General features: G+C 65.5%; 23 protein-coding genes. 8 read left to right on the top strand and 15 right to left on the bottom strand.

The genetic code is table 11. The annotated features are described in order from the left end of the window. Positions 1 to 8 precede the first annotated feature (8 nt). The gene (locus PTT45_RS07785; RefSeq protein ID WP_273812512.1) at positions 9 to 1,796 is read right to left on the bottom strand and encodes an acyclic terpene utilization AtuA family protein; all 1,788 of its coding nucleotides are present in this window, start codon (positions 1,794 to 1,796) and stop codon (positions 9 to 11) included. A 176-nt stretch (positions 1,797 to 1,972) separates the two neighbouring features. Here PTT45_RS07785 and PTT45_RS07790 point away from each other — a divergent pair, with 176 nt between their 5' ends. The 3 genes from PTT45_RS07790 (at position 1,973) to PTT45_RS07800 (ending at position 4,397) form a co-directional block, all read left to right on the top strand. Continuing rightward, positions 1,973 to 2,596, top strand: a complete 624-nt coding sequence (locus PTT45_RS07790; protein WP_273812796.1) for a TetR/AcrR family transcriptional regulator — start codon at positions 1,973 to 1,975, stop codon at positions 2,594 to 2,596. A 98-nt stretch (positions 2,597 to 2,694) separates the two neighbouring features. Continuing rightward, on the top strand, positions 2,695 to 3,498 hold the full coding sequence (locus PTT45_RS07795; RefSeq protein WP_337961736.1) for a substrate-binding periplasmic protein: 804 nt from the start codon (positions 2,695 to 2,697) through the stop codon (positions 3,496 to 3,498). Positions 3,499 to 3,575: 77 nt separating this feature from the next. After that, complete coding sequence (locus tag PTT45_RS07800) at positions 3,576 to 4,397, top strand: amino acid ABC transporter substrate-binding protein (RefSeq protein ID WP_273812513.1); 822 nt, start codon at positions 3,576 to 3,578, stop codon at positions 4,395 to 4,397. Here the strand turns inward: PTT45_RS07800 and PTT45_RS07805 are convergent. Next, positions 4,348 to 5,109: a CPBP family intramembrane glutamic endopeptidase gene (locus tag PTT45_RS07805; RefSeq protein ID WP_273812514.1), complete on the bottom strand. Its 762-nt coding sequence runs from the start codon at positions 5,107 to 5,109 to the stop codon at positions 4,348 to 4,350. The two genes, PTT45_RS07800 and PTT45_RS07805, sit on opposite strands and share 50 nt — an antisense overlap. Before the next feature lie 46 nt (positions 5,110 to 5,155). Beyond that, positions 5,156 to 5,323: a DUF2897 family protein gene (locus PTT45_RS07810; RefSeq protein WP_081963249.1), complete on the bottom strand. Its 168-nt coding sequence runs from the start codon at positions 5,321 to 5,323 to the stop codon at positions 5,156 to 5,158. A gap of 178 nt (positions 5,324 to 5,501) precedes the next feature. On the opposite strand from PTT45_RS07810, the gene PTT45_RS07815 reads away from it, so the two are divergent. From PTT45_RS07815 to PTT45_RS07830, 4 genes are all read left to right on the top strand, one after another. After that, on the top strand, positions 5,502 to 6,806 hold the full coding sequence (locus PTT45_RS07815; protein ID WP_273812515.1) for an ATP-binding protein: 1,305 nt from the start codon (positions 5,502 to 5,504) through the stop codon (positions 6,804 to 6,806). A 2-nt stretch (positions 6,807 to 6,808) separates the two neighbouring features. Beyond that, on the top strand, positions 6,809 to 7,729 hold the full coding sequence (locus PTT45_RS07820) for a response regulator (protein WP_443218158.1): 921 nt from the start codon (positions 6,809 to 6,811) through the stop codon (positions 7,727 to 7,729). A 114-nt stretch (positions 7,730 to 7,843) separates the two neighbouring features. After that, positions 7,844 to 8,035 (top strand): hypothetical protein, encoded by a 192-nt coding sequence (locus tag PTT45_RS07825; RefSeq protein ID WP_273812518.1) that lies wholly within the window; start codon positions 7,844 to 7,846, stop codon positions 8,033 to 8,035. 128 nt (positions 8,036 to 8,163) lie between these two features. Then, positions 8,164 to 9,027 carry an alpha/beta fold hydrolase gene (locus PTT45_RS07830; protein WP_273812519.1) on the top strand — a complete coding sequence of 288 codons (864 nt, stop codon included), beginning with the start codon at positions 8,164 to 8,166 and terminating at the stop codon, positions 9,025 to 9,027. Here PTT45_RS07830 and PTT45_RS07835 read toward each other — a convergent pair. From PTT45_RS07835 to PTT45_RS07855, 5 genes are all read right to left on the bottom strand, one after another. Then, a complete protein-coding gene (locus tag PTT45_RS07835; protein ID WP_273812520.1) occupies positions 8,999 to 9,373 on the bottom strand; it encodes an MAPEG family protein in 375 nt (124 codons plus the stop codon). The two genes, PTT45_RS07830 and PTT45_RS07835, sit on opposite strands and share 29 nt — an antisense overlap. 112 nt (positions 9,374 to 9,485) lie before the next feature. After that, positions 9,486 to 10,277 (bottom strand): ABC transporter ATP-binding protein, encoded by a 792-nt coding sequence (locus PTT45_RS07840; RefSeq protein WP_273812521.1) that lies wholly within the window; start codon positions 10,275 to 10,277, stop codon positions 9,486 to 9,488. A gap of 10 nt (positions 10,278 to 10,287) precedes the next feature. Further along, positions 10,288 to 11,130, bottom strand: a complete 843-nt coding sequence (gene ntrB, locus PTT45_RS07845) for a nitrate ABC transporter permease (protein WP_273812522.1) — start codon at positions 11,128 to 11,130, stop codon at positions 10,288 to 10,290. A 13-nt stretch (positions 11,131 to 11,143) separates the two neighbouring features. After that, positions 11,144 to 12,427 (bottom strand): CmpA/NrtA family ABC transporter substrate-binding protein, encoded by a 1,284-nt coding sequence (locus PTT45_RS07850; protein WP_273812524.1) that lies wholly within the window; start codon positions 12,425 to 12,427, stop codon positions 11,144 to 11,146. A 362-nt stretch (positions 12,428 to 12,789) separates the two neighbouring features. Then, positions 12,790 to 13,101: a transcriptional regulator gene (locus tag PTT45_RS07855; RefSeq protein WP_273812525.1), complete on the bottom strand. Its 312-nt coding sequence runs from the start codon at positions 13,099 to 13,101 to the stop codon at positions 12,790 to 12,792. Between the two features lie 133 nt (positions 13,102 to 13,234). On the opposite strand from PTT45_RS07855, the gene PTT45_RS07860 reads away from it, so the two are divergent. Beyond that, a complete protein-coding gene (locus PTT45_RS07860; RefSeq protein WP_273812526.1) occupies positions 13,235 to 13,624 on the top strand; it encodes a hypothetical protein in 390 nt (129 codons plus the stop codon). Positions 13,625 to 13,676: 52 nt separating this feature from the next. On the opposite strand, the gene alaC is transcribed toward PTT45_RS07860, so the two are convergent. From alaC to acnB, 7 genes are all read right to left on the bottom strand, one after another. Beyond that, complete coding sequence (alaC, locus tag PTT45_RS07865) at positions 13,677 to 14,933, bottom strand: alanine transaminase (RefSeq protein WP_043310174.1); 1,257 nt, start codon at positions 14,931 to 14,933, stop codon at positions 13,677 to 13,679. A gap of 131 nt (positions 14,934 to 15,064) precedes the next feature. Continuing rightward, positions 15,065 to 16,414, bottom strand: coding sequence for a pyridoxal phosphate-dependent decarboxylase family protein (locus PTT45_RS07870; protein WP_273812527.1), 1,350 nt, complete (start codon positions 16,412 to 16,414; stop codon positions 15,065 to 15,067). A gap of 161 nt (positions 16,415 to 16,575) precedes the next feature. Next, positions 16,576 to 17,154, bottom strand: a complete 579-nt coding sequence (locus tag PTT45_RS07875) for an ANTAR domain-containing response regulator (protein WP_273812528.1) — start codon at positions 17,152 to 17,154, stop codon at positions 16,576 to 16,578. Between the two features lie 20 nt (positions 17,155 to 17,174). After that, positions 17,175 to 18,389 carry a CmpA/NrtA family ABC transporter substrate-binding protein gene (locus PTT45_RS07880; protein WP_273812529.1) on the bottom strand — a complete coding sequence of 405 codons (1,215 nt, stop codon included), beginning with the start codon at positions 18,387 to 18,389 and terminating at the stop codon, positions 17,175 to 17,177. Between the two features lie 156 nt (positions 18,390 to 18,545). Beyond that, the gene (locus PTT45_RS07885; protein WP_273812530.1) at positions 18,546 to 18,755 is read right to left on the bottom strand and encodes a YgdI/YgdR family lipoprotein; all 210 of its coding nucleotides are present in this window, start codon (positions 18,753 to 18,755) and stop codon (positions 18,546 to 18,548) included. 79 nt (positions 18,756 to 18,834) lie between these two features. Beyond that, positions 18,835 to 19,044: a YgdI/YgdR family lipoprotein gene (locus PTT45_RS07890; RefSeq protein ID WP_273812531.1), complete on the bottom strand. Its 210-nt coding sequence runs from the start codon at positions 19,042 to 19,044 to the stop codon at positions 18,835 to 18,837. A 122-nt stretch (positions 19,045 to 19,166) separates the two neighbouring features. Continuing rightward, a complete protein-coding gene (acnB, locus tag PTT45_RS07895; protein WP_273812799.1) occupies positions 19,167 to 21,776 on the bottom strand; it encodes a bifunctional aconitate hydratase 2/2-methylisocitrate dehydratase in 2,610 nt (869 codons plus the stop codon). Positions 21,777 to 22,194: the final 418 nt, after the last annotated feature.

Consider the following 22,194-nt stretch of genomic DNA (forward strand, 5'->3'; position numbering starts at 1 on the left):
TGTCCTTGTTACAGGCTGTCAGCCAGTGCGCGCGGCACCGGAATCGGGAATTCCAGCAACTGCTGGGCGAAGGCCTTGCCCTGCGGGTCGATGCGCAGGCTGGCTACGCCGCCGCCACCCAGGGCGTTCTCCAGCAGGAAGTTGAGGCTGTGGCTGCCGGGCAGGTACCAGCGTTCGACGCGGCCGAGCTGCGGGTCGAGCACATGGCTCATCCAGTCCACCACCGCTTCCTTACCCAGCGCCTCGGCGATCCACGGCAGGTACTCGGGTTTGCGCGCCATCACGCCGATGTTGCTGTGGTTGCCCTTGTCGCCGGAGCGCGCCACGGCCAGTTTGATCAGCGGCACGCTGGCGTCGGCTTCACCTTCGGGGTGCGGCGGTTCGATGTCGACCGCCAGCTGCTGCGGGTCGAAGGCCTCCAGCTGGGGCAGGGCGACGGCGTGGCGCTGCTCGCCGAGGCTGACATCCAGGCTGCAGTTGCCCTTGTCGGTGAGGAAACTGAACAGGCGGATCACCGGGTACACGGTGGGGCGCCCGCCGACGATGCCGGTCAGGCCCGGCGCCATGCCGGTGGCGGCCTGGGCGATCTCGCGGGAGAACAGGATCAGTGCTTCCTTCTTCGCATGGCGCACGGCCAGCTTGATCACCACTTCACGGGTGTCCTTCCGCTGGCCGTGCGGACCATAAGTGGCCTCGCTGCCGAGCAGTTCGATGTGCACCTCGCGGTACGGGCCCCAGCCGCGCTCGGCGAAGATTTCCTCGGTCTTGGCGATGATTGCCTGGCTGACCCGCTCGGCCTTGGCCACGGCGTCGATGCCGGCGATCAGACAGCTGGCGGTGCAGCGGAAACCTTCCGGGTAGGTGGCGCTGACCTTGTACTGAGCGGTCGGCGGCAGACCGCGGGCGCCCTGCACACGAACCTGATTCTGCCCGGCCTGGCTCAGGCTGACCCGGGTGAAATCGCAGATCACGTCGGGCAGGTAGTAGGCGCGCGGGTCGCCGATCTCGTAGAGCATCTGCTCGCCGACGGTGAAGGGCGTGATCAGGCCGCCGCTGCCGGCCGGCTTGGCAACGATGAAGCTCGAGTCGGCGCTGACTTCCACTACCGGGAAGCCGATGTGTTCGTAGTCCGGTACGTCGCACCAGTCGGTGAAGTTGCCACCGGTGCACTGCGCGCCGCATTCGATGATGTGGCCGGCCAGGGCGGCCTGGGCCAGCTTGTCGTAGTCGCTCCAGCTCCAACCGAATTCATGCACCAGGGCGGCGCTGACCACCGCGCTGTCGACCACGCGACCGGTGATGACGATATCGGCGCCGAGCTTCAGCGCATCGACGATCCCCGGCGCGCCGAGGTAGGCGTTGACCGATACGCACATGGGCGGCAGCGGGGCGCCGCTGAACATCTCCACGGTGCCGGCCTTGGCTAGTTCGCCGAGCTTGGGTTGCAGGTTGTCGCCGTGCAGCACGGCGATCTTCAGGTCGACGCCGGCCTTGGCGCAGGCGGCGGCCAGGGCGTTGGCACAGGCCTGCGGGTTGACCCCGCCGGCGTTGCTGATGACGCGGATGTTCTTGGCGGCGATGTCCTGCAGCAGCGGAGCGAGGACCTCGACGAAGTCGGTGGCGAAGCCTTCGTCCGGCTTCTTCATCTTGGCGCCGGCCATGATCGACATGGTGATCTCGGCCAGGTAGTCGAACACCAGATAGTCCAGTTCGGTACCACGTACCAGCTGGGCAGCAGCAGTAGAGGTGTCGCCCCAGAAGGCGGAGGCGCAGCCAATGCGTACGGTTTTGCTCATGACGAAGGCTCGTGCATCGATGAAGATGAGCGAACACTACCAAGCAAGCGCTTGGTTGAAAAGTCTTTTGGCAAATTTAACCCGAGCGCTTGCTTGGTTGCCTGCAAGGCCCTAAATTCGCCAGCTTGCGTACAATGCGCGGCGCAAGCGGCATTCCATGTGGGGGAGCGATGAGCCTGGACGAACAGAAAGCCAGAAAAGTGATGCAGAAGCTGGTTGCCAGTGGCGAACTGACCGACCCGGACAGCGCCCGCGGCAAGTTGCTGCAGACCGCTGCTCACCTGTTCCGCAGCAAGGGTTACGAGCGCACCACGGTTCGCGACCTGGCCAGCGCCGTGGGCATCCAGTCCGGCAGCATCTTTCACCACTTCAAGAGCAAGGACGAGATCCTCAAGGCGGTGATGGAGGAGACCATCCTCTACAACACAGCCCTGATGCGTTCTGCCCTGGCGCAATCGGTTTCGCCTCGCGAGCGCATGTTGGCGCTGATCCGCTGTGAGCTGCAGTCGATCGTCGGTGGCACCGGCGAGGCCATGGGCGTGCTGGTCTACGAATGGCGCTCGCTGTCCGAGGAGAGCCAGGCGCACATCCTCAGCCTGCGCGATACCTACGAGCAGCTCTGGCTCGACGTACTTAGCGAGGCGCGCGCCGCAGGGCAGTTCAAGGCCGATCCCTTCGTGTTGCGCCGTTTCCTCACCGGTGCGCTGAGCTGGACCACCACCTGGTTCCGCCCAGGCGGCAAGATGACTATCGACGAGCTGGCCGAAGAGGCGCTGGCCCTGGTGTTCAAGGACGTCTGATCGGCTAGGCTAAGCTGCTATCAGCACTGGCCACCGGCCAGTCGCGGCTACAGGGATGAGCCGGTCAATTTGGCTGTCCTATACGAGGTAACCGCGATTTGCGCCTGCATCAGTGCCTGTTGCCAATCGCTCTACTGCTCTGCACCTGCGTCGCCAATGCCGCGCAGCTGGTGCGTGTCGGCGCCTACCATTTCCCACCCTATGTCATGAAACCGGAGAGCGCGGCTCCCGAGGGTCTGTTGCCCGATCTGCTGGCGGCGTTCAATGCGGCCCAGGGCGACTACCACTTCGAGCTGGTGCCGACCTCGGTGACCCGGCGTTATCGCGACTTCAACCAGGCGCGCTACGACCTGATCCTGTTTGAGTCGCCGGACTGGGGCTGGCAGGACATTCCTCTGGACAAGCTCGACCTGGGCATCGCCGACGCCGAGGTGTATGTCGCGCGCCAGCAGAGTGGCCGTGACCAGCGTTTCTTCGATCGCCTCGGCAATAAGCGCATGGCGCTGTACAGCGGCTACCACTATGGCTTCGCCGGCTTCAACGCCGACCAGGATTACCTCACTCGCAACTTCAACGCGGTGCTCACCTATTCCCACGACAGCAACCTGTTGATGCTGCTGCACGATCGCGTCGATATCAGCGTGGTGACGCGTTCCTACCTGCGTATCTACCAGCGCGACAACCCGCAGGAAGGACTGCAGCTGCTGATCTCGGAGCGTACCGATCAGGTCTACCACCACCACGCGCTGCTGAGGCCGCGCGGGCCGCTGGATGCCCGGCAGCTTGCCGGGCTGCTGCAAGGGCTGCAGCGCAGCGGGCGCCTGGCCGAGCTGGTCCAGCGTTATCAGCTGCTGGCGGCGAGTGCAGCCGACACCGAGAGCGCCAATCCCATGCCGCGCTGAGAGCGTGGCGTTATGCATTTACGCGATCATGGCACTGGGCTAGTCTTCGCTCAGCTCAGTTGTCCATGAGGTCAATAATGTATCGGCGTCGACAAGGATTGCTTGGCGCACCACTGCTGATGCTCGCCATGTTGTTTGGCTCGGGGGCGCACGCGGCAGATGAGGTTCTGATCGCTGCGGTGCATTTTCCACCTTACGTGATCAAGCCGGAGGAGGATCCGCGACGCGGCCTGCTCGGCGAACTGGTGGACGCGCTGAACAAGGTGCAGAGTCAGCACCGCTTTGGCCTGCGCGCCACTTCGCTCAACCGCCGCTTCGACGACTTCCGCCAGGCGCGCATTCATGTCGCCGTCTTCGAGAACCCCGACTGGAACTGGCAGGGCATAGCCGGTGCGCGTGTCGACATGGGCCTGGAGGACGCCGAGGTACTGGTGGCCCGCGCCGAGGCCGGGCGTGACCAGCACTATTTCGACAACCTGATGAACAAGCGCCTGGCGCTGTTCAACGGTTACCACTACGGCTTCGCCGGGTTCAACAACGATCCCAAGTGGCTCGAAGACAACTTCAACGCGGTGCTCACCTATTCCCACGAGAGCAACCTCAAGCTGGTGCTGCGCGGGCGTGCCGACGTGGCGCCGATCACCCGCTCCTGGCTGGGCGCGCGTATGCGTGAGCAGCCGCAGCTGCGTCAGCAGTTGCTGATCTCGGACTGGGAAGACCAGCGCTATCGGCACTACGCCATCCTCAGTCCGCAGGCGCCGATCAGCGCCGAGGATTTCCGCAAGGCCATGCAGCAGCTGCGCGACAACGGCGAGTTGCAGCGCATCTTCATGCCTTATGGCATCGACGTCAGGCCGAACGTAGCGGGTAGCTCAGTAGCAGCACGTGTAGGGCATTGACCGCGCCGTGCAGCAACAGCGCCGGCCACAGCCGGCCGCTGAGGTGGAACACCAGGCCATAACCCAGGCCCGCTACCGTGGCCACCACGGCAAACAGCGGGCTGAACGGGATATGCGCGGCGCCGAACAGCAGGGCGGTCAGCACTATTCCTCCCGCGGCGCCCAGCCTCACCACCAGCGCCTCCTGCAACCAGGCGCGGAACAGCAATTCCTCGGCCAGCACCGCCACGCCCAGATTCACTGCCAGCCACAACCACAGCTGCTGCGGCCATTTCGGCTGCCAGCCGACCAGGCCGAGGCTCAACGCCAGCAACGGCACGGCTACAAGCGTGGCCACGCCTACGAGGAGGGCAGCGCCAGGGCGGCGGGCTGGTAGTGGCAGGCGACCGAGCCACCAGGCCAGTAGGATCAGCCCCAGGAGCAGCTTGTCCCAGGACAGGCGCAGCGCGTAGGGCGTCGCGCCGGGGCTCAGCTGCCGCGCTGGCCATAGCGGTGTCGGCTGGAAGCCCGGCATCAGGTGAGCGGCCAGGGCAATGCCGCCCAGCAGCCCGCCGCCCCACCATAGCCAGCGCGGCAGATGGTCTTCGGTAAATAGCACCCAGGCCAGGTAGAGGGCGGTCAGCGTCAGCCCGAGCCAGTCGACGTAGCCGAAGGCCACGCCCAGGCCGAGAGCGAGCGTGGGCAGGAGTAGACGCAGGTGCAGCGGCGGCATGCAACATCCTTGTGGCGGTAGCCGCGCGTGGGCGTCGGCGCGGGGTTCAGCGGTCTTCGGCGTCCTTGGCATCCGCTTCGGCGTTGCGCTCGTGGATGCGTTTGAGTTGCTCCTCGGTCAGCGGCAGCTTGCGGGCGCTGTCGCGCAGCAGCATCAGGCTGCCGACGATGGAGCCGAGGGCCAGGGCGATGATCAGCCAGGCATACCAGGGCATGGCGTTCTCCATTGTTGTCAGGCCTTCACCATAGCGACCCGGACGGGAGCTGTCAGTTCAAACGCGGCGAAATGTTGCAGTTCCTGTGGCGGCCGCTCTACGACGGGTGATCGCTGTCACACGCCAGCAACCTGGGACTGTTTGAATGCCGCCCATTCGATCGCTCGGGAGTTGTTCAATGGAAGTCGTTCCCGCACTCGACCAACTGCTACGGCGGGTTGAGCCACTGCAGGCACAGGTGAGCATCAGCGATGTCGCCGATCGCCTGCTGCGCCCGGAGCACAAGGCCGTTCTCTCGCTGCCGGTGGTGGACGCCGAGAATCGCCCGCTGGGGCTGGTCAGCCGCTCGACCCTGCAGGACATCTTCATGCAGCGCTTCGGCCGCGATCTCTGGGGGCGTAAGCCGGTTGGCGAGGTGATGAACCCGGCGCCGCTGGTGGTGAGCCTGGAGACCAGCCTGGAGGAGGCTGCGCGGCAGATCACCGCGCAGCTGCAATCGCCGATCCGTGACGATTTCATCCTGGTGGATGCGCAGGGACGCTATCAGGGCCTGGGCACCGTGCTCGACCTGCTCAAGGCCATGGAACACCGGGTGGCACAGCGCAATCGCGTGCTGCGCAAGGCGTTGGTGGACCTCAAGGAGTCCCAGGCGCAGTTGGTGCAGTCGGAGAAGATGGCTTCGCTCGGGCAGATGGTCGCCGGCGTTGCCCACGAGCTGAACACCCCGCTGGGCTACGTGAAGAACAACGTGCAGCTGCTGCGCGAGCTGACCCGGCCGCTACTGGAGCTGGCCGACGCCCAGGCCGCGCTGGGCGACTGCCTGGCGGACCCGGCCTGCGCCGAGGACGACCTGGCGCAGGCCCTGCAGGACGCCGCGCGGCTGCGTGAACAGGCGGCGCCAGAGCTGCTGGCCGACGACCTCGAGCAGCTGTTCGCCGACACCGGTTACGGGCTGCAGCAGATCGGCGAGCTGGTGATCGGGCTCAAGGACTTCGCCCGCCTGGACCGGGCGATGAGCGAGGAGGTCGACCTCAATGACTGCATCCGCAGCGCGCTGGTGATCGCCCGCAACAGCATCAAGGACAAGGCCGAGGTACAGCAGCAGCTTGGCGAACTGCCACGCATCGCCTGCGCGCCCTCGCAGATCAACCAGGTGCTGCTCAACCTGCTGACCAACGCCGCCCAGGCCATGGACGGTTTCGGCCGTATCCAGGTGAAGAGCTGGAGCGAGAACGACCAGGTGCTGATTTCGGTACAGGACAACGGCTGCGGCATGCCACCGGCGGTGCTCGAGCGCATCTTCGACCCGTTCTACACCACCAAGCCGGTGGGCCAGGGCACCGGGCTGGGCCTGTCCATCAGCTTCAAGATCATCCAGGACCACGGCGGCAACATCCGCGTGGTCTCCGAGCCGGGGCGCGGTACGCGCTTCCTCATCAGCCTGCCGTGCAGCCGGGCTACCGACCTGAAAAGGAGTGCATGAGCATGAGCCAGCCGATCCGCGTGATGTTCGTCGACGACGAGGAGCGCATCCTGCGCAGCCTTGCCATGCAGTTCCGCCGCGAGTACGAGGTGCTGGTGGAGAGCGATCCGCGCCGCGCCGTGGAGCGCCTTAGGAGCGAGCCGGTGCACGTGGTGGTGAGTGACCAGCGCATGCCGCACATGAGCGGCGCCGAGCTGCTGGCCCAGGCCGCGGAGCTGCAGCCCAATGCTGTGCGCATCCTCCTCACCGGCTATTCCGACCTGGACGCGGCCATCGAGGCACTGAACAGCGGTGGCATCTTCCGCTACCTGACCAAGCCCTGGGAGCCGCAGGAAATGGCCGCGACGCTGCGCCAGGCCGGCGAGATCGCCGCGTTGCGCCAGCGTCAGGCCGCTCCGCTAGCGGCACCACGCCCGAGCGCGGGGCAAGCGCTCAACCTGCTGCTGCTCGACCAGGACCCGCTGACCCTGGAGTGCGTCGGTGCCTTCTGCAGTGAGGGCGGGCACCGGTTGCTGCGGGCCGCGACCCTGGCTGAGGCGTTGCACCAGCTCAACGAGGAGCGCGTCGACCTGCTGGTCAGCGACCTGCAGCTGGGCGGCGCCGATACCGCGCCCTTGCTCAAGTCCCTGGCGCAGGCCCATCCACGGCTGCTCAGCCTGGTTGTCACGCCGTTCCGCGATACCCAGGCGCTGCTGGCATTGATCAACGAGGCGCAGATCTTCCGCTACCTGCCCAAGCCGCTGCGCAAGGGCATGTTCGACAAGGGCCTGCGCGCCGCTGCCGAGCAGGCGCTGCTGTATCGCGCGCAACCCGAGCAGGTGGTGACGCGCATGGCCGATGTGCCGCGCTCGCAGCCTGAGCGCGAGAAGGTCGGCAGCCTGCTCGGCATGCTCGGCCGGCTGCGGGAGCGGCTCAGCGCCTGAAGGGTGCGGCCGGCATAACCGAATGGCGGTTGCATAGAAGCAATCGGACTTTGTCGTGACACCCGGGTGGCCTACGCTCGCCGGACTGTTTCACTTTCTGAAGGAGGGAGACGCATGGAAATCACCGTGACTGAAAGCGGCAACAAAGGTTGGCTGGTCAAGCTGGGCGGCTGTGACATTCCCTTTCGCCGCCATGCCGATGCCGAGCAGTTCGTCGAGCGCCTGCAGCGCCGGCTCGAGGCACCTCATCAACTGCCAGAATTGAGTCATACACCTGTCATACGAGAGGTAGATCATTGCCTCTAGATTCAGGTGCTGCTCCACACAACCTCTCCTGCCGCGATTTTTCGCGGCTTTTTTTTGCCTGCGTGGCGGGATGGTGTTCATAGAGTATTTGCTCTAGATTCGCCGCAACACCTCCAGGAGAAAGCGCCATGGTCGATGCCGTGCAGTTCGCCGATGGCAAGTTTCACTGCCCCGTCACCTTCTACTCCGCCGCGCCCGGTGCCGCCCATACCCTGATCGTGCTGCCGGCGCTGGGCGTTACGGCACGCAAGTACGAGGGCCTGGCCCAGCGCCTGGTGGCGGCCGGGCACAACGTGCTGGTAGCCGACTGGCCTGGGCAGGGCGAGAGCCAGCCAAGGCCCGGCTGGCGCTTCAATTACGGCTATCGCCAGCTGGTCGAGGAGTTCCTGCCCAAGCTGCTGGTGCTGGCCCGGCGGCATTTCCCCCAGGCCGCTCCGGTGCTGCTCGGCCATAGCCTGGGCGGACATATCGCCACCCTGTATGCGGCGGCCAATCCGGACAGCCCGGTGCCGGTGGTGGGGGTGGCCTGCGGCAACATCCACTATCGCAACTGGCAGGGCATGGGCCGCCTGCTGACGCCAAGCGTCGCGCTGCTTTTCGGGGCGATCGCCTCGCTGCTCGGCTACCTCCCGGGACGGCGGCTGGGCTTTGGCGGGCAGGAGGCGCGCACGCTGATGCGCGATTGGGGGCGTGTGGCCTTCAGCGGCCGCTACCTGCACCTGGGGCTCGCCCTGGCGCCGGTGGCGCGCAATCGGGTGCAGTCACTGTTCGTGCAGATGGAGGGCGATCATTTCGCGCCGCCGGCTTCCACTCGCGGCCTGGCGGCGCTGATCCAGGTCGAACCGCAGCTTCAGGAACTGGCCTCACCGCGACCGCCGCAGGAGAACCCGCACAGCGCCTGGTTGCGTGCGCCGCAGAGCGTGGTCGAGTGTATCGACGGCTGGCTGCGGCGCGATGCCGACCTCAGTGCGGGATCAGCAGGAGCAGCGTGACCGCCAGCAGTACCAGCATGGTCAGCGCGTGGCTGGCCTGGCGCAGCAGCAGGATGCGGGCGAACAGGCCGGTGCAGTAGAGCAGGCGCAGCATGATGAAGGCGAAGCCGAGAGCGGCGGTCAGCGGCCCGCCGATCTGGCCGGTCGCCTCGCCCAGGTAGAGCAGGACGATGAACAGCACCGACTGTTCCAGGCTGTTGCCATGGGCGCGCACGGCTTTGATCAGGTCCGGCTTGCCGTCGTCGCCGAAGGCCACCTGGTGGCGCATGCGCAGGCGCGAGATGTTGAGTGACAGGGCGATCAGCAGCAGCGCCAGGATGGCGGCGATATACACGCTGTAGAGCATGGTGGTTCCTCTTGTTGTCGTTGTGCCGCCAGCCTAGGCCCTGCCGCGCTCCCGGAGAAGGGGTGGAAACGACAAAGCCCGGCACGTGGCCGGGCTCGTCGGGTTGCCGGGCTCAGGCGGCTGGGCGTTGCTGGCGCTGGTAGAGGAATTCCAGCACCGCCGTGCGGTACTCGTGGTAGCGACTGTCGTTGGCCAGGGCCAGGCGGTCGCGTGGGCGATCCAGCTCGACCCGCACGATATCGCCGATGGTCGCCGCCGGGCCGTTGGTCATCATCACGATGCGATCGGACAGCAGCACCGCCTCATCCACGTCGTGGGTGACCATCACCACGGTGCTGTGGGTCTGGCCGACGATGCGCAGCAGCTCGTCCTGCAGGTGGGCGCGGGTCAGGGCGTCCAGCGCGCCGAACGGCTCGTCCATCAGCAGCACCTTGGGCTCCATGGCTAGCGCGCGGGCGATGCCGACACGCTGCTTCATGCCCCCGGAGATCTCGTTGGGGTGCTTGTGCGTGGCATGGTCGAGGCCGACCATGGCCAGCGCCGCGCTGGTGCGCTCCTTGAGCAGGGCCTTGCTCTCCTTGCCACCGAACACTCGTTCCACGGCCAGGTGGACGTTGCCGAAGCAGGTCATCCAGGGCAGCAGGCTGTGGTTCTGGAACACCACGGCGCGCTCCGGGCCGGGGCCGTCGATCTCACGGCCGTTGCAGATCAGCCCGCCCTCGCTGGCCTCCAGCAGGCCGGCGATCAGGTTGAGCACGGTGGATTTGCCGCAGCCGGAGTGGCCGATCAGCGAGACGAACTCGCCCTTGGCTATGCTCAGGTTGACGTCGGCCAAGGCCTGGAAGCGGCCCTTCTTGGTATCGAAGTGTTTGCTGACGCTGGTCAGCTCGACGAACTTGTCCATGGCGGTCTCCTTAGCTCGCGTAGTCGAAGCGCTTGGCCAGCAGGAGCAGCGCCTGCTCCAGGGCCAGGCCGACCAGGCCAACGATGATGATGGCGATGAGGATGTGTTCGACGTTGAGGTTGTTCCACTCGTCCCACACCCAGAAGCCCAGGCCGGTGCCGCCGGTGAGCATCTCCGCGGCGACTATCACCAGCCAGGCTACGCCGATGGCCAGTCGGATGCCGGTCATCAGGTGCGGTAGCACGGCGGGGAACAGGATTCGGGTCAGCACCTTGAACTCCGACAGCTTGAGCACGCGGGCGACGTTGAGATAGTCCTGCGGCACGCTGGCCACGCCGGCGGCGGTGTTGAGGATGATCGGCCAGATCGAACTGATGAAGATCACCCAGATAGAGGCCGGGCCGGCAGCCTCGAACACCAGCAGGCCGATCGGCAGCCAGGCCAGCGGTGATACCGGGCGCAGCAGGCTGATGATCGGCGAGAGCATGCCGGCGAGGAAGGCGAAGCGGCCGATGGCGAAGCCCAGCGGAATGCCGATCAGCGCCGCCAGGCCGAAGCCGACACCGACCCGGCCGAGCGAGTGCAGGATGTTCCAGCCGATGCCCATGTCGTTGGGGCCGTTGTCGTAGAACGGGTCGGCGAACAGCTCCAGCGCCGAGTACCAGGTCGACAGCGGGCCCGGCAGGCCCTCGCTGCGTGCGGCGATCAGCGCCCACACGCCGATGAACAGGGCGATGCCGAGCAGTGGCGGGGTGATCGCCTTGACCAGGTTGGCCAGCGTCTGCGCCGTTATCAGGTGGCGTGACGAGGCGACGGGAGCGGTTTGCAGCGGAGTTTTCAGGGGCGCGTTCATGGTGGCCTCCGACTCAGGCTTTGATCGCGAACGAGGCAGCGTAGGCGGCCGGGTTGGAGCCGTCCCAGACCTTGCCGTCGATCAGCGTGCTGCTGCGCAGCGGGCTGCTCGGCACGGCTATGCCCAGGGCGCTGGCGGCCTCGGCGTAGAGCTTGGTCTGGTTCACCGCGGCGGCCACGGCGGCGTAGTCCGGGTCGTCCTTGATCAGGCCCCAGCGCTTGAACTGGGTGAGGAACCACATGCCGTCGGAGTGGTAGGGGAAGTTGACGCTGCCGTCCTTGCAGAAGGCCATGGCGTGCTGGTCCTCCCAGCTGTTGCCGAGGCCGTCCTCGTAGTGGCCGAGGAAGCGCTGCTCGATCACTTCGGCCGGCGCGTTGACGTAGGCCTTGCCGGAAATCAGCTTGGCGGTGGCCTTCTTGTTCTCGGCGCTGGCCTCGATGAAGCGGCTGGCGTCGAGGATGGCCATGACCAGCGCGCGGGCGGTATTGGGATTTTGCTCGACGAATTCGCGGGAGCAGCCGAGCACCTTCTCCGGGTGGTCGGCCCAGATCTGTTGGGTAGTGGTGGCGGTGAAGCCGATCTTGTCGAAGATCGCCCGCGCGCCCCAGGGCTCGCCGACGCAGAAACCGTCCATGTTGCCGACGCGCATGTTGGCCACCATCTGCGGCGGCGGCACGGTGATGGTCTTGACGTCGGTGAAGGGGTTGATGCCGTGGCTGGCTAGCCAGTAGTACAGCCACATGGCGTGGGTGCCGGTGGGGAAGGTCTGGGCGAAGGTCAGCGGCGTGCCGCCCTTCTTGATGTGCGCGGCCAGTTGCTCGCCGGTGGTGACGCCGGCTTCCTTGAGCTGCTTGGAGAGGGTGATGGCCTGGCCGTTCTGGTTCAGGCCCATGAGCACGGCCATGTCCTTCTGCGGGCCGGCCAGGCCGAGCTGCGAGCTGTACATCATGCCGTACAGCACGTGGGAGGCATCCAGCTCGCCGGTATTGAGCTTGTCGCGCACGCCAGCCCAGGAGGCTTCCTTGCTCGGGGTGATGGTCAGGCCGTACTTGGCGGCGAAGCCTTGGGTGGCGGCGACCACCACCGAGGCGCAGTCGGTCAGCGGGATGAAGCCGATCTTCAGTGCGGCTTTCTCCGGGGCATCGGAGCCGGCGGCGTAGGCCGCGCTGCGCAGGAAGCCCGGGGCGGACAGGCCAAGGGCGGCGATGCCACCCACGGTGCCGGCTATGGCGATGGACTGCTTGAGGAAGTTGCGGCGGCTGCTATCGACCGTTTTTTTCGAATCACGCTCACTCATGGAATGTTCCTTGTCATGGGCAATAAAAAACGGCGTACGTCGAAGCTCCCGATGGGGGAGGGAGCTCCGACGGACGCCGTTGTCCGTGATCCGCGGCTCACCGCCGTTGGTGTGCTGCGCTGGAATCTACGGTGACGATTGCAAGGGGCTTGCCAGTTTTCTGCGAGTGATTCGATTGGCGATGGAGGCTGGCTGATACGACGGGTAATTTAGAGGAAATATTTGTTTTAAATCAGTGTGTTATATCGTTATTAAAGATGCCGGTAGCGGTCGCTGGAGCGTACCGGCTGAGCGGGGTGCTGCACCGTGGGGTGGCCGTTGCGGCGCACCCGTGAGCGCTTTTGGTTCGGTCCCCAGGCGGATCACACGCGCTGGCGCTGCGCCTCCTCGGCATATTCCTTGAGCCAGCGCAGCACCTCTACCGCCTCCCAGCGGCTGGGGTCGAACAGCGCGTAGACCTGGCCCTGGTAGCCGACCACATCGACCGGCCGGTGGTAGCCGCCGCGTTGCAGCAGTGCCTCGATCTCGGCGAAACAGGTATTGAAGTGCACGCGCTTGAACGGCGTCCGGTTGCCGGTGACCAGGCCTTCCAAGCGTAGCTCGTCGATCGTGGCGCGGATGTGCTCCAGTGGCATCTGGTTCACTTTGTTCTTCAGCTGCAGTACGTCCAGCATGATCGGCTCCTTGGGTTCTATGGCCACGAAAGAGTCAGCGAAAAGCACTGTACAAATAAACACTACTGGATAATAGTACAGCTCAAGTGCCGTCGAGATCATCGAGACCGAAGTCGGAACAGGAGCTGCCTATATGCACCACAAGCTGATGACAATTCTGCTGTTGGCCATGCTGGCGGGCTGCGCCCAGCCGCAGGTGGAGCAACCCAGGGCGAAGGGTGCCTATCTGGTGATCGAGGGTGCCAAGGCCTGGGCCGTGCTGGTGCGTGACGGCAAGCGAGTGGAGGAAGAGGTCGGCAGGGTGCTCGATGTGGTCAAGCTGCCGGGGCAGAACTCCAGCATCTCTGCCAGCTATGTGATCGACACGCCTAATTGCGGGCGCCTGCAGTGGCTGACCGAGCGTGGTGGCGAAGGTGAGGTGACGCGCCTGGCGCATGCCGATGAAGTGGTGGGCGAGCGCCCTGACTGCAGCATTGCCAGCGACCTGTCGCAGGCTTGGACGGCGCTGGATTACTCCGGCTGAGGTGAACAGGCTGATATGAAAAGGCCCCGACTCGTGTCGGGGCCTTTCGTTTTCAGGCCGATTCGGGCTTGGCCTTGCCGGTTGCCCGCTTCGGCTTGGCCGCTGGCGCCTCGATCAGGCCGTCTGCGCGGAACATCGCCTTGATGCCACGGATGGCCTGGCGGGTACGGTCCTGGTTCTCGATCAGGGCGAAGCGCACGTGGTCGTCGCCGTAGTCACCGAAGCCCAGGCCCGGCGAGACGCAGACCTTGGCTTCCAGCAGCAGCTTCTTGGCGAACTCCAGCGAACCCAAGTGGGCATAGGGCTCGGGGATCTTGGCCCAGATGTACATGGAGGCCTTGGGCTTCTCCACCATCCAGCCTGCCTCGTGCAGACCCTTGACCAGCATGTTGCGGCGCTCGCGGTACTGCTCGGCGATATCGCGCACGCACTGCTGGTCGCCTTCCAGAGCGGCGATGGCCGCCACCTGCAGCGGGGTGAAGGTGCCGTAGTCGTGGTAGCTCTTGATCCGCGCCAGGGCGGCGACCAGCTCCGGGTTGCCGACCATGAAGCCGATGCGCCAGCCGGCCATGTTGTAGCTCTTGGACAGGGTGAAGAACTCCACCGCGATGTCCTTGGCGCCTTCCACCTGCATGATCGACGGGGCTTTCCAGCCGTCGTAGACGATGTCGGCATAGGCCAGGTCGTGGACCACCAGTACGTCGTACTGCTTGGCCAGGGCCACCACGCGTTCGAAGAAGTCCAGCTCCACGCACTGCGCGGTGGGGTTGGAGGGGAAGCCGAGGATCATCATCTTCGGCTTCGGGATGGCCTCGCGGATGGCCCGCTCCAGTTCGGCGAAGAAGTCCACGCCGGGCACCAGCGGCACCGAGCGCACCTGGGCGCCGGCGATCACCGCGCCGTAGATGTGGATCGGGTAGCTGGGGTTGGGCACCAGTACGGTGTCGCCATGGTCCAGGGTGGCCAGCATCAGGTGCGCCAGGCCTTCCTTGGAGCCGATGGTGACGATGGCCTCGCTTTCCGGGTCGATCTCCACGTCATAGCGGTCCTTGTACCAGCGCGAGATGGCGCGGCGCAGACGTGGAATACCGCGGGAGGTGGAGTAGCCGTGGGTGTCTTCGCGCTGGGCGACCTGCACCAGCTTCTCGACGATGTGCGGCGGAGTGGCGCCGTCCGGATTACCCATGCTGAAGTCGATGATGTCCTCGCCACGGCGGCGGGCGGCCATCTTCAGTTCGGCAGTGATATTGAAAACGTAGGGGGGGAGACGATCGATGCGCGCAAAACGGCGCTTGGCATTGTCAGCCATGCTTTCCTCGGAGTACGTAAGCGCCCGGAACCGTCCGAGCGACGCAGGCCACATGCGTGTGGCCTGGCGCGAAGATAAGGGGCTGGGCCCGCCGCTGTCCAGAGCAGTTCGTGGGCAAATGAGCGGTGCAGTCAGCCCAGTTGGCGTTTCAGTCTTAGCAGCAGGTCGGCCAGCAGGCGCACTTCGGCGTCGCCGGTGCGCCAGGACGACAGGCTCAGGCGGAAGGCCGGGCGACCCTGCCACAGGGTGGGGCCGAACCAGACTTCGCCCGAGGCCTGGGCGGCCTCGCGTATGGCCACGGTCTGCTCATCCGTGTCACCGCGTACCAGCACCTGGTTGAGCACCATGCGGTTGAGCACCTGGTAGCCACCACCGCGCAGCGTTTCGGCCAGCTCGCCGGCCTGGCGGATGTGGCGGTCGATCAGCTCGCGCAGACCGTCGCGGCCGAGGCTGGCCAGGGCCGCCCAGATCGCCACGCCACGGGCGCGCCGGGAGAACTCCAGGGTCAGGTTTTTCTGTGCATCGCGGCTTGCGGTGGCGTAGGCGGCGTCACTGTTCATCGCGGCGGCCAGGGCATCGGCGTCGCGGCAGATGGCCATGGCGCTGTCGTAGGGCGTGTTAAGCCACTTGTGGCCATCGGTGGTCCAGCTATCGGCCTGCTCCACGCCCTCGGCCAGCTGCGCCGAGGAGGAGGCCCGGGCCCACAGGCCGAAGGCGCCGTCCACATGAACCCAGGCGTCGGCTTCGCGGGCCCTGGGGATCAGCTCGGCGAAGCGGTCGAATTCGCCGGTATTGACCTCGCCGGCCTGCAGGATCAGCAGGGTGCGCTCGTCCAGCGCCGGCAGGCGTGCCGGGTCGATGCGCCCGTGCTGGTCCACCGGCGCATAGTGCAGGCGGTTCATGCCGAAGCCGAGCACGCGCAGGGCCTTCTTCACCGTGATATGCGCGGTCTCGGAGAGCACCACGCGGATTTCCGGGGCGCCCATCAGGCCGTCGGCGTCGAAGTCCCAACCCAGGCGGGCCAGCAGTGTGCGTCGGGCAGCAGACAGGCAGGCCAAGGTACAGGCGGTAGCGCTGGTGCCGAAGCCCACGGCGCTCTCGCTCGGCAGGCCCAGGGCCTGGCACACCCAGCGCCCGGCAACCTTCTCCAGGCGGTCGGCGACCGGCGAGTTGTCGAAGGAGGAGGCGCACTGGTCCCAGGCCAGGACCAGGCGTTCCGCCGCGGCAGCAGCCGGCAGAGTGGCGCCGATGACGAAGCCGAAGTAGCGCGGGCCATTGCTCGCCACCGTGGCTGGCGAGCCGATGTCGTCGAGTTGCTGCAGTACCTGCTCGGCTGCCCGGCCGTTCTCCGGCAGGGGGCGATCAAATTCCGCGAGGGCGGCGATGGCGGCGGCGTCCGGGTACACCCGGCGCTCGGGCGTGCCGTCGAAATAGGCGAGGGCGCGGCGGTCGGCCTCGGCCAGCAGGTTGCGTTCGTTCATGACCGGTGCTCGACAGGGAAGATGCTTTCTACCCTAGCCGAGAGGCGCGAGGCTCCGGCAGATACAGGCGCCCGCCGAGTTGAGCGGAACAGTGATGGTTAGGTCTGTGAAGTGACCGATACAGTTGCGCTGGCGGGCGGTACAGTCGTACCGCCCGGCTTTCAGTTACCCAGCATGTCGTGCATCGCGATGATCTGCTCGGCCACCTGGATCAGCTTCTGCTGGCGGCTCATGGCCTGGCGACGCATCAGCGTGTAGGCGTCTTCCTCGTTGCAGCTCTTCATCTTCATCAGCAGGCCCTTGGCCAGTTCGATGCGCTTGCGCTCGGCCAGCTGCTCGTCGCGGGCCTGCAGCTGAGCGCGCAGGGCCTGGTCGCTTTCGAAACGGGCCATGGCCACGTCGAGGATCGGCTGCAGGCGATCGGTCTGGATGCCCTCGACTATGTAGGCGCTGACCCCGGACTGGATGGCCTGGCGCATCACCTGCGGGTCGTGTTCGTCGGTGAACATGACGATCGGCCGCGGCTGGTCGCGGGTCACCAGCACCACCTGCTCCATCACGTCGCGGCCGGGAGACTCGGTGTCGATCAGCACGACATCCGGGCGCACAGCCTCGACCCGTTCGGGCAGGTCGATGGTCAGGCCGGATTCGTCGACCACCTCGAAGCCGGCCTCTACCAGCGCGCTCTTCAGGCGGCCAACCTTCTTCGGCGTATCGTTGATCAGGAGTATGCGTAGCATCGTGCTTGTGTCTCGGTCCGTTACAGGGCGATGGCGGTGGAGCTGGTGGTGAGCGCGTGGATGGCGAAGGAGCGGGCATAGCCGCTCGGATCGCTGCCGTCCCAGGTGCTGCCGTCGAGCAGGGTGGAGCGGCGCATTTCTTCTGTGGGGACGTGGATGCCCAGGGCCTCGGCGGCGCTGCGGTAGATATCCAGCTGATGGATGCGCCGGGCGAGGCCGAGGTAGTCCGGGTCGTCCTTGAGCAGGCCCCAGCGGCGGAACTGGGTAAGGAACCAGATGCCGTCGGACAGCCAGGGCATGTTCACCTCGCCGCCGGCAAAGAAGCGCAGCGGGTGGGCATCCAGCCAGGCGTGGCCGAGGCCATCCTCGTACTGGCCGAGGAACCGCGGCTGGATCGAGGAGAGCGGGGCGTCGACGTATTCGCTGCTGCTGATCAGCTGGGCGGTGCTGCGGCGATTTTCTTCGCTCTCGTCGATGAAGCGGCTGGCCTCCAGCACGGCCATGGTCAGGGCGCGCGCGGTGTTGGGGTACTGCTCGACGAATTCACGGGTCACTCCCAGCACCTTCTCCGGGTGGTCGGCCCAGATGTTCTGGCTGGTGGCCAGGGTGAAGCCCTGATCCTCGTCGACCGCCAGGGCGCCCCAGGGGCCGCCGGCGCAGAAACCGTCGATGCGTGCGGCGCGCAGGTGGGCGACCATCTGCGAGGGCGGCACCACCACGGTATTGACGTCTTCCAGCGGATGGATGCCCTGGGCGGCCAGCCAGTAGTACAGCCACATGGCATGGGTGCCGGTGGGAAAGGTCTGGGCGAAGGTGAGCTTTGCACCATTCTGGCGCGCGCGTGCAGCGAGTGCATCGGCGCTGGTCACGCCCGCTTGCTTGAGCGGTTGCGACAGGTTGATGGCCTGGCCGTTCTGGTTGAGCCCCATCAGGATGGCCATTTCGGTGGGCGGACCACCGAGGCCGAGGTGCACGCCGTAGACCTGACCGTAGAGCATCTGCGCGGCATCCAGCTCGCCGCACAGCAGGCGATCACGCAGGCCGGCCCAGGAGGCCTGGCGTTGCAGATTGAGCGTCAGTCCGTAGGGTTGGGCGAAGCCCTGGGTGGCAGCCACGATCAGCGAGGCGGAGTCGGTGAGGGCCATGAAGCCCAGATTCAGTGCGCTCTTTTCCGGGGCGTCGCTGCCGGCGACCCAGGCCAGGGCGTCGCTGCGGGGATTGCTGCTGTCGGTCATATCTTGTTCCGCCAATGAACAAAAAGGCGCCGCTCCAGGCCGCCGTAGAGCGGTGGCCAGAAACGACGCCATTGTCTATGAACTGACTCCGCCGTTGGAGAGAGTTCTGCTACATAGGCCTAAGCAAGGCATATGCCAGCACGGCGGACAGCGCTTTCAGCGCTCCATGATCTGTTTGACCTGGGTTTGCGGGATCTGCTGCTTGCGCCCTTCGCTGTCTTCGAACTCGAACATGCCGGTGTCCTCGTCCAGCTCGGGTTCATCTTCGCTGGTGAGCAGTTGGCCGTCGGTGGTGAGGATCAGGTGCTCGCTGGCGCAGCCGGAGAGGGCGGTCAGGCAAAGCAGGAGGGGAATCCAGTACTTCATGAGGCGCTCCTTGTGTGGGGTCACCTCAAGTATCCGCACGCCGCCGCGCTTGGCAAGGCGGCGTGGGATCGCAGTCGTATCAGCGCTCGATGATCTGTTTCACCGAGCTCTGCGGGATCTGCTGTTCGTTGCCTTCGGCATCCTCGTAGGTGATCAGGCCGGTCTCATCGTCGATCTCCGGCTTGTCCTCGGCGCTGAGCATCTGGCCGTCGGTGGTGGCGATGATATAGTCGGTGGCGCAGCCGGCGAGGCCGAATACACAGAGCAGGGCAAGAATCCAGGGTTTCATGGTGAACTCCTTATGAAAGGGCTGCCCACGAGGGGCTTCAGAAGTTCGGACCACGGCTTGTCCGGTTTCGCTCCATAAAAAAAGCCCCGCACTAGGCGGGGCTTTTTCTACAGCTGTGCAGCTTAGGCCTGAACGACCGGGATCTTCGCGTTGGCCGCGGCGTCGCGGTACTCGGCGATCTGGTCGAAGGACAGGTAGCGGTAGATGTCGGCAGCCATGCTGTCGATGTCTTTCGCGTAGGCCATGTACTCCTCGACGGTCGGCAGCTTGCCGATGATCGAGGAAACGGCGGCCAGCTCAGCCGAGGCCAGGAAGACGTCAGTGGCGTCGCCCAGGCGGTTCGGGAAGTTACGGGTGGAGGTGGAGACCACGGTGGCACCGGTCTGCACGCGTGCCTGGTTACCCATGCACAGCGAGCAGCCCGGCATTTCCATGCGGGCGCCGGCCTTGCCGTAGATGCCGTAGTAGCCTTCCTCGGTCAGCTGGTGCTGGTCCATCTTGGTCGGCGGAGCCAGCCACAGACGGGTCGGAATGCCGCCCTTGACCTTGTCCAGCAGCTTACCGGCAGCGCGGAAGTGACCGATGTTGGTCATGCAGGAACCGATGAACACTTCGTCGATCTTGCGGCCTTGCACGCTGGACAGCAGGCGGGCGTCGTCCGGATCGTTCGGGGCGCACAGGACCGGCTCCTTGACGTCGGCCAGATCGATCTCGATCACGGCGGCGTACTCGGCGTCCTTGTCGGCTTCCAGCAGTTGCGGGTTGGCCAGCCAGGCTTCCATCGCTTGGGCGCGACGCTCCATGGTGCGGGCATCGCCGTAGCCTTCGCCGATCATCCAGCGCAGCATGGTGATGTTCGACTTCAGGTACTCGGAGATGGCGCTTTCCGGCAGCTTGATGGTGCAACCAGCAGCGGAACGCTCGGCGGAGGCGTCGGACAGCTCGAAGGCTTGCTCGACGGTCAGCTCGTTCAGACCTTCGATCTCGAGGATGCGGCCGGAGAAGATGTTCTTCTTGCCCTTCTTCTCGACGGTCAGCAGGCCAGCCTGGATGGCGTAGTAAGGGATGGCATGGACCAGGTCACGCAGGGTGATGCCCGGTTGCAGCTTGCCCTTGAAGCGCACCAGTACGGATTCCGGCATGTCCAGCGGCATTACGCCGGTGGCAGCGGCGAAGGCCACCAGGCCGGAACCGGCCGGGAAGGAGATGCCCAGCGGGAAGCGGGTGTGCGAGTCACCACCGGTACCGACAGTGTCCGGCAGCAGCATGCGGTTCAGCCAGCTGTGGATGATGCCGTCGCCCGGACGCAGGGACACACCGCCGCGGGTCATGATGAAGTCCGGCAGGGTGTGGTGGGTGTTGACGTCGATCGGCTTCGGATAGGCCGCGGTGTGGCAGAAGGACTGCATCACCAGATCGGCGGAGAAGCCCAGGCAAGCCAGGTCTTTCAGCTCGTCGCGGGTCATCGGGCCGGTGGTGTCCTGGGAACCGACGGTGGTCATCTTCGGCTCGCAGTAGGTGCCCGGGCGTACGCCTTGGCCTTCCTGCAGGCCGCAGGCGCGACCGACCATCTTCTGGGCCAGGGTGAAGCCCTTGCCGCTGTCGGCCGGAGCAACCGGCTTCTTGAACAGGGTGGACGGAGTCAGGCCCAGCTCGGCGCGTGCCTTCTCGGTCAGGCCACGGCCGACGATCAGCGGGATACGGCCGCCGGCGCGGACTTCGTCCAGCAGCACGTCGGTTTTCAGGCTGAAGCTGGTGACCAGCTCGTCGCTGCCGTTGCGGCGCACTTCACCTTTGATCGGGTATACGTCGATGACGTCGCCCATGGCCAGGTCGGTGCAGTCGAACTCGATCGGCAGGGCACCGGCGTCTTCCATGGTGTTGTAGAAGATCGGGGCGATCTTGGTGCCGAAGCAGAAACCACCGGCGCGCTTGTTCGGCACGTTCGGGATGTCGTCGCCGAAGAACCACAGCACCGAGTTGGTGGCGGACTTACGCGAGGAACCGGTACCGACCACGTCACCGACATAGGCAACCGGGAAGCCTTTGGCTTTCAGCTCTTCCATCTGCTTGATGGGGCCGACGGAGCCCGGTTGATCCGGGTTGATGCCGTCGCGGGCCATTTTCAGCATGGCCAGGGCGTGCAGCGGGATGTCCGGGCGGGACCAGGCATCAGGAGCCGGCGACAGGTCGTCGGTGTTGGTTTCGCCGGTGACCTTGAACACGGTCAGGGAAACTTTTTCCGGTACGGCTGGGCGCTTGGTGAACCACTCGCCATCGGCCCAGGACTGCATGACAGCCTTGGCGTTGGCGTTGCCCTTCTTGGCGCGCTCGGCGACGTCGTGGAAGGCGTCGAACATCAGCAGGGTGTGCTTGAGTTGCTCGGCGGCAACTTCGGCCAGCTCGGCGCTGTCCAGCAGCTCAACCATGGTGGCGATGTTGTAGCCGCCCTGCATGGTGCCCAGCAGTTCGACGGCACGCTTCTTGTCGATCAGCGGGGAGGTGGCTTCGCCCTTGGCGACAGCGGAGAGGAAACCGGCCTTGACGTAGGCAGCTTCGTCCACGCCTGGCGGAACACGGTTGGTGATTAGATCAACGAGGAAGGCTTCTTCGCCGGCCGGCGGGTTTTTCAGCAGCTCGACCAGGCCTGCGGTTTGCTCGGCGTTCAGCGGCTGGGGCACGATCCCCAGGGCGGCACGCTCTTCTACGTGTTTGCGATAGGCTTCAAGCACAGTCATTACCCTCATCAGTGGTCGCGGTAGCCCGCAACGCTCATCCATAAAACCGTCGCACGTCGCGCCGCTGCGCTTTGTGGGCGCACTGGCCGGCGGGTCGACAGCCTCATACTAGAAGCTGCTTTCAAAGTTTTACGCCGCAGGAAGCGAGAGGGGATGAGGGCTGGCGCTGGGCTCTGAGGGCCCGGCGCCAACAACGCTCCTGGCGGATCAACTGTGCTCGTGACGCTTTGAAAACAGCTTCTGACGGACATCGGCGCCTAAAAAGGCGGTCCGATTCTACTGGAACAGGACGGCAAAGTTAAGCGCAAACCCTGATCCGAACGGGCTCTTAGGCTACTGCCCGTCGCTTGCCCGGCAAGTCGACAAAGGTCTGATGGGTCATGGTGACCCTGCCGGGGCGAGCCGCTATCAT

The organism is Pseudomonas sp. Gutcm_11s, assembly GCF_028649395.1.
In the GTDB taxonomy this organism is placed as follows: Bacteria; Pseudomonadota; Gammaproteobacteria; order Pseudomonadales; family Pseudomonadaceae; genus Aquipseudomonas.

Bases quoted from the DNA above. Each gene is read 5' to 3' on its own strand.
- PTT45_RS07785 (WP_273812512.1), bottom strand. From the start codon at position 1,796: ATGAGCAAAACCGTACGCATTGGCTGCGCCTCCGCCTTCTGGGGCGAC.
- PTT45_RS07800 (WP_273812513.1), top strand. From the start codon at position 3,576: ATGTATCGGCGTCGACAAGGATTGCTTGGCGCACCACTGCTGATGCTC.
- PTT45_RS07805 (WP_273812514.1), bottom strand. From the start codon at position 5,109: ATGCCGCCGCTGCACCTGCGTCTACTCCTGCCCACGCTCGCTCTCGGC.
- PTT45_RS07810 (WP_081963249.1), bottom strand. From the start codon at position 5,323: ATGCCCTGGTATGCCTGGCTGATCATCGCCCTGGCCCTCGGCTCCATC.
- PTT45_RS07815 (WP_273812515.1), top strand. From the start codon at position 5,502: ATGGAAGTCGTTCCCGCACTCGACCAACTGCTACGGCGGGTTGAGCCA.
- PTT45_RS07820 (WP_443218158.1), top strand. From the start codon at position 6,809: ATGAGCCAGCCGATCCGCGTGATGTTCGTCGACGACGAGGAGCGCATC.
- PTT45_RS07825 (WP_273812518.1), top strand. From the start codon at position 7,844: ATGGAAATCACCGTGACTGAAAGCGGCAACAAAGGTTGGCTGGTCAAG.
- PTT45_RS07830 (WP_273812519.1), top strand. From the start codon at position 8,164: ATGGTCGATGCCGTGCAGTTCGCCGATGGCAAGTTTCACTGCCCCGTC.
- PTT45_RS07835 (WP_273812520.1), bottom strand. From the start codon at position 9,373: ATGCTCTACAGCGTGTATATCGCCGCCATCCTGGCGCTGCTGCTGATC.
- PTT45_RS07840 (WP_273812521.1), bottom strand. From the start codon at position 10,277: ATGGACAAGTTCGTCGAGCTGACCAGCGTCAGCAAACACTTCGATACC.
- ntrB (WP_273812522.1), bottom strand. From the start codon at position 11,130: ATGAACGCGCCCCTGAAAACTCCGCTGCAAACCGCTCCCGTCGCCTCG.
- PTT45_RS07850 (WP_273812524.1), bottom strand. From the start codon at position 12,427: ATGAGTGAGCGTGATTCGAAAAAAACGGTCGATAGCAGCCGCCGCAAC.
- PTT45_RS07855 (WP_273812525.1), bottom strand. From the start codon at position 13,101: ATGCTGGACGTACTGCAGCTGAAGAACAAAGTGAACCAGATGCCACTG.
- PTT45_RS07860 (WP_273812526.1), top strand. From the start codon at position 13,235: ATGCACCACAAGCTGATGACAATTCTGCTGTTGGCCATGCTGGCGGGC.
- alaC (WP_043310174.1), bottom strand. From the start codon at position 14,933: ATGGCTGACAATGCCAAGCGCCGTTTTGCGCGCATCGATCGTCTCCCC.
- PTT45_RS07870 (WP_273812527.1), bottom strand. From the start codon at position 16,414: ATGAACGAACGCAACCTGCTGGCCGAGGCCGACCGCCGCGCCCTCGCC.
- PTT45_RS07875 (WP_273812528.1), bottom strand. From the start codon at position 17,154: ATGCTACGCATACTCCTGATCAACGATACGCCGAAGAAGGTTGGCCGC.
- PTT45_RS07880 (WP_273812529.1), bottom strand. From the start codon at position 18,389: ATGACCGACAGCAGCAATCCCCGCAGCGACGCCCTGGCCTGGGTCGCC.
- PTT45_RS07885 (WP_273812530.1), bottom strand. From the start codon at position 18,755: ATGAAGTACTGGATTCCCCTCCTGCTTTGCCTGACCGCCCTCTCCGGC.
- PTT45_RS07890 (WP_273812531.1), bottom strand. From the start codon at position 19,044: ATGAAACCCTGGATTCTTGCCCTGCTCTGTGTATTCGGCCTCGCCGGC.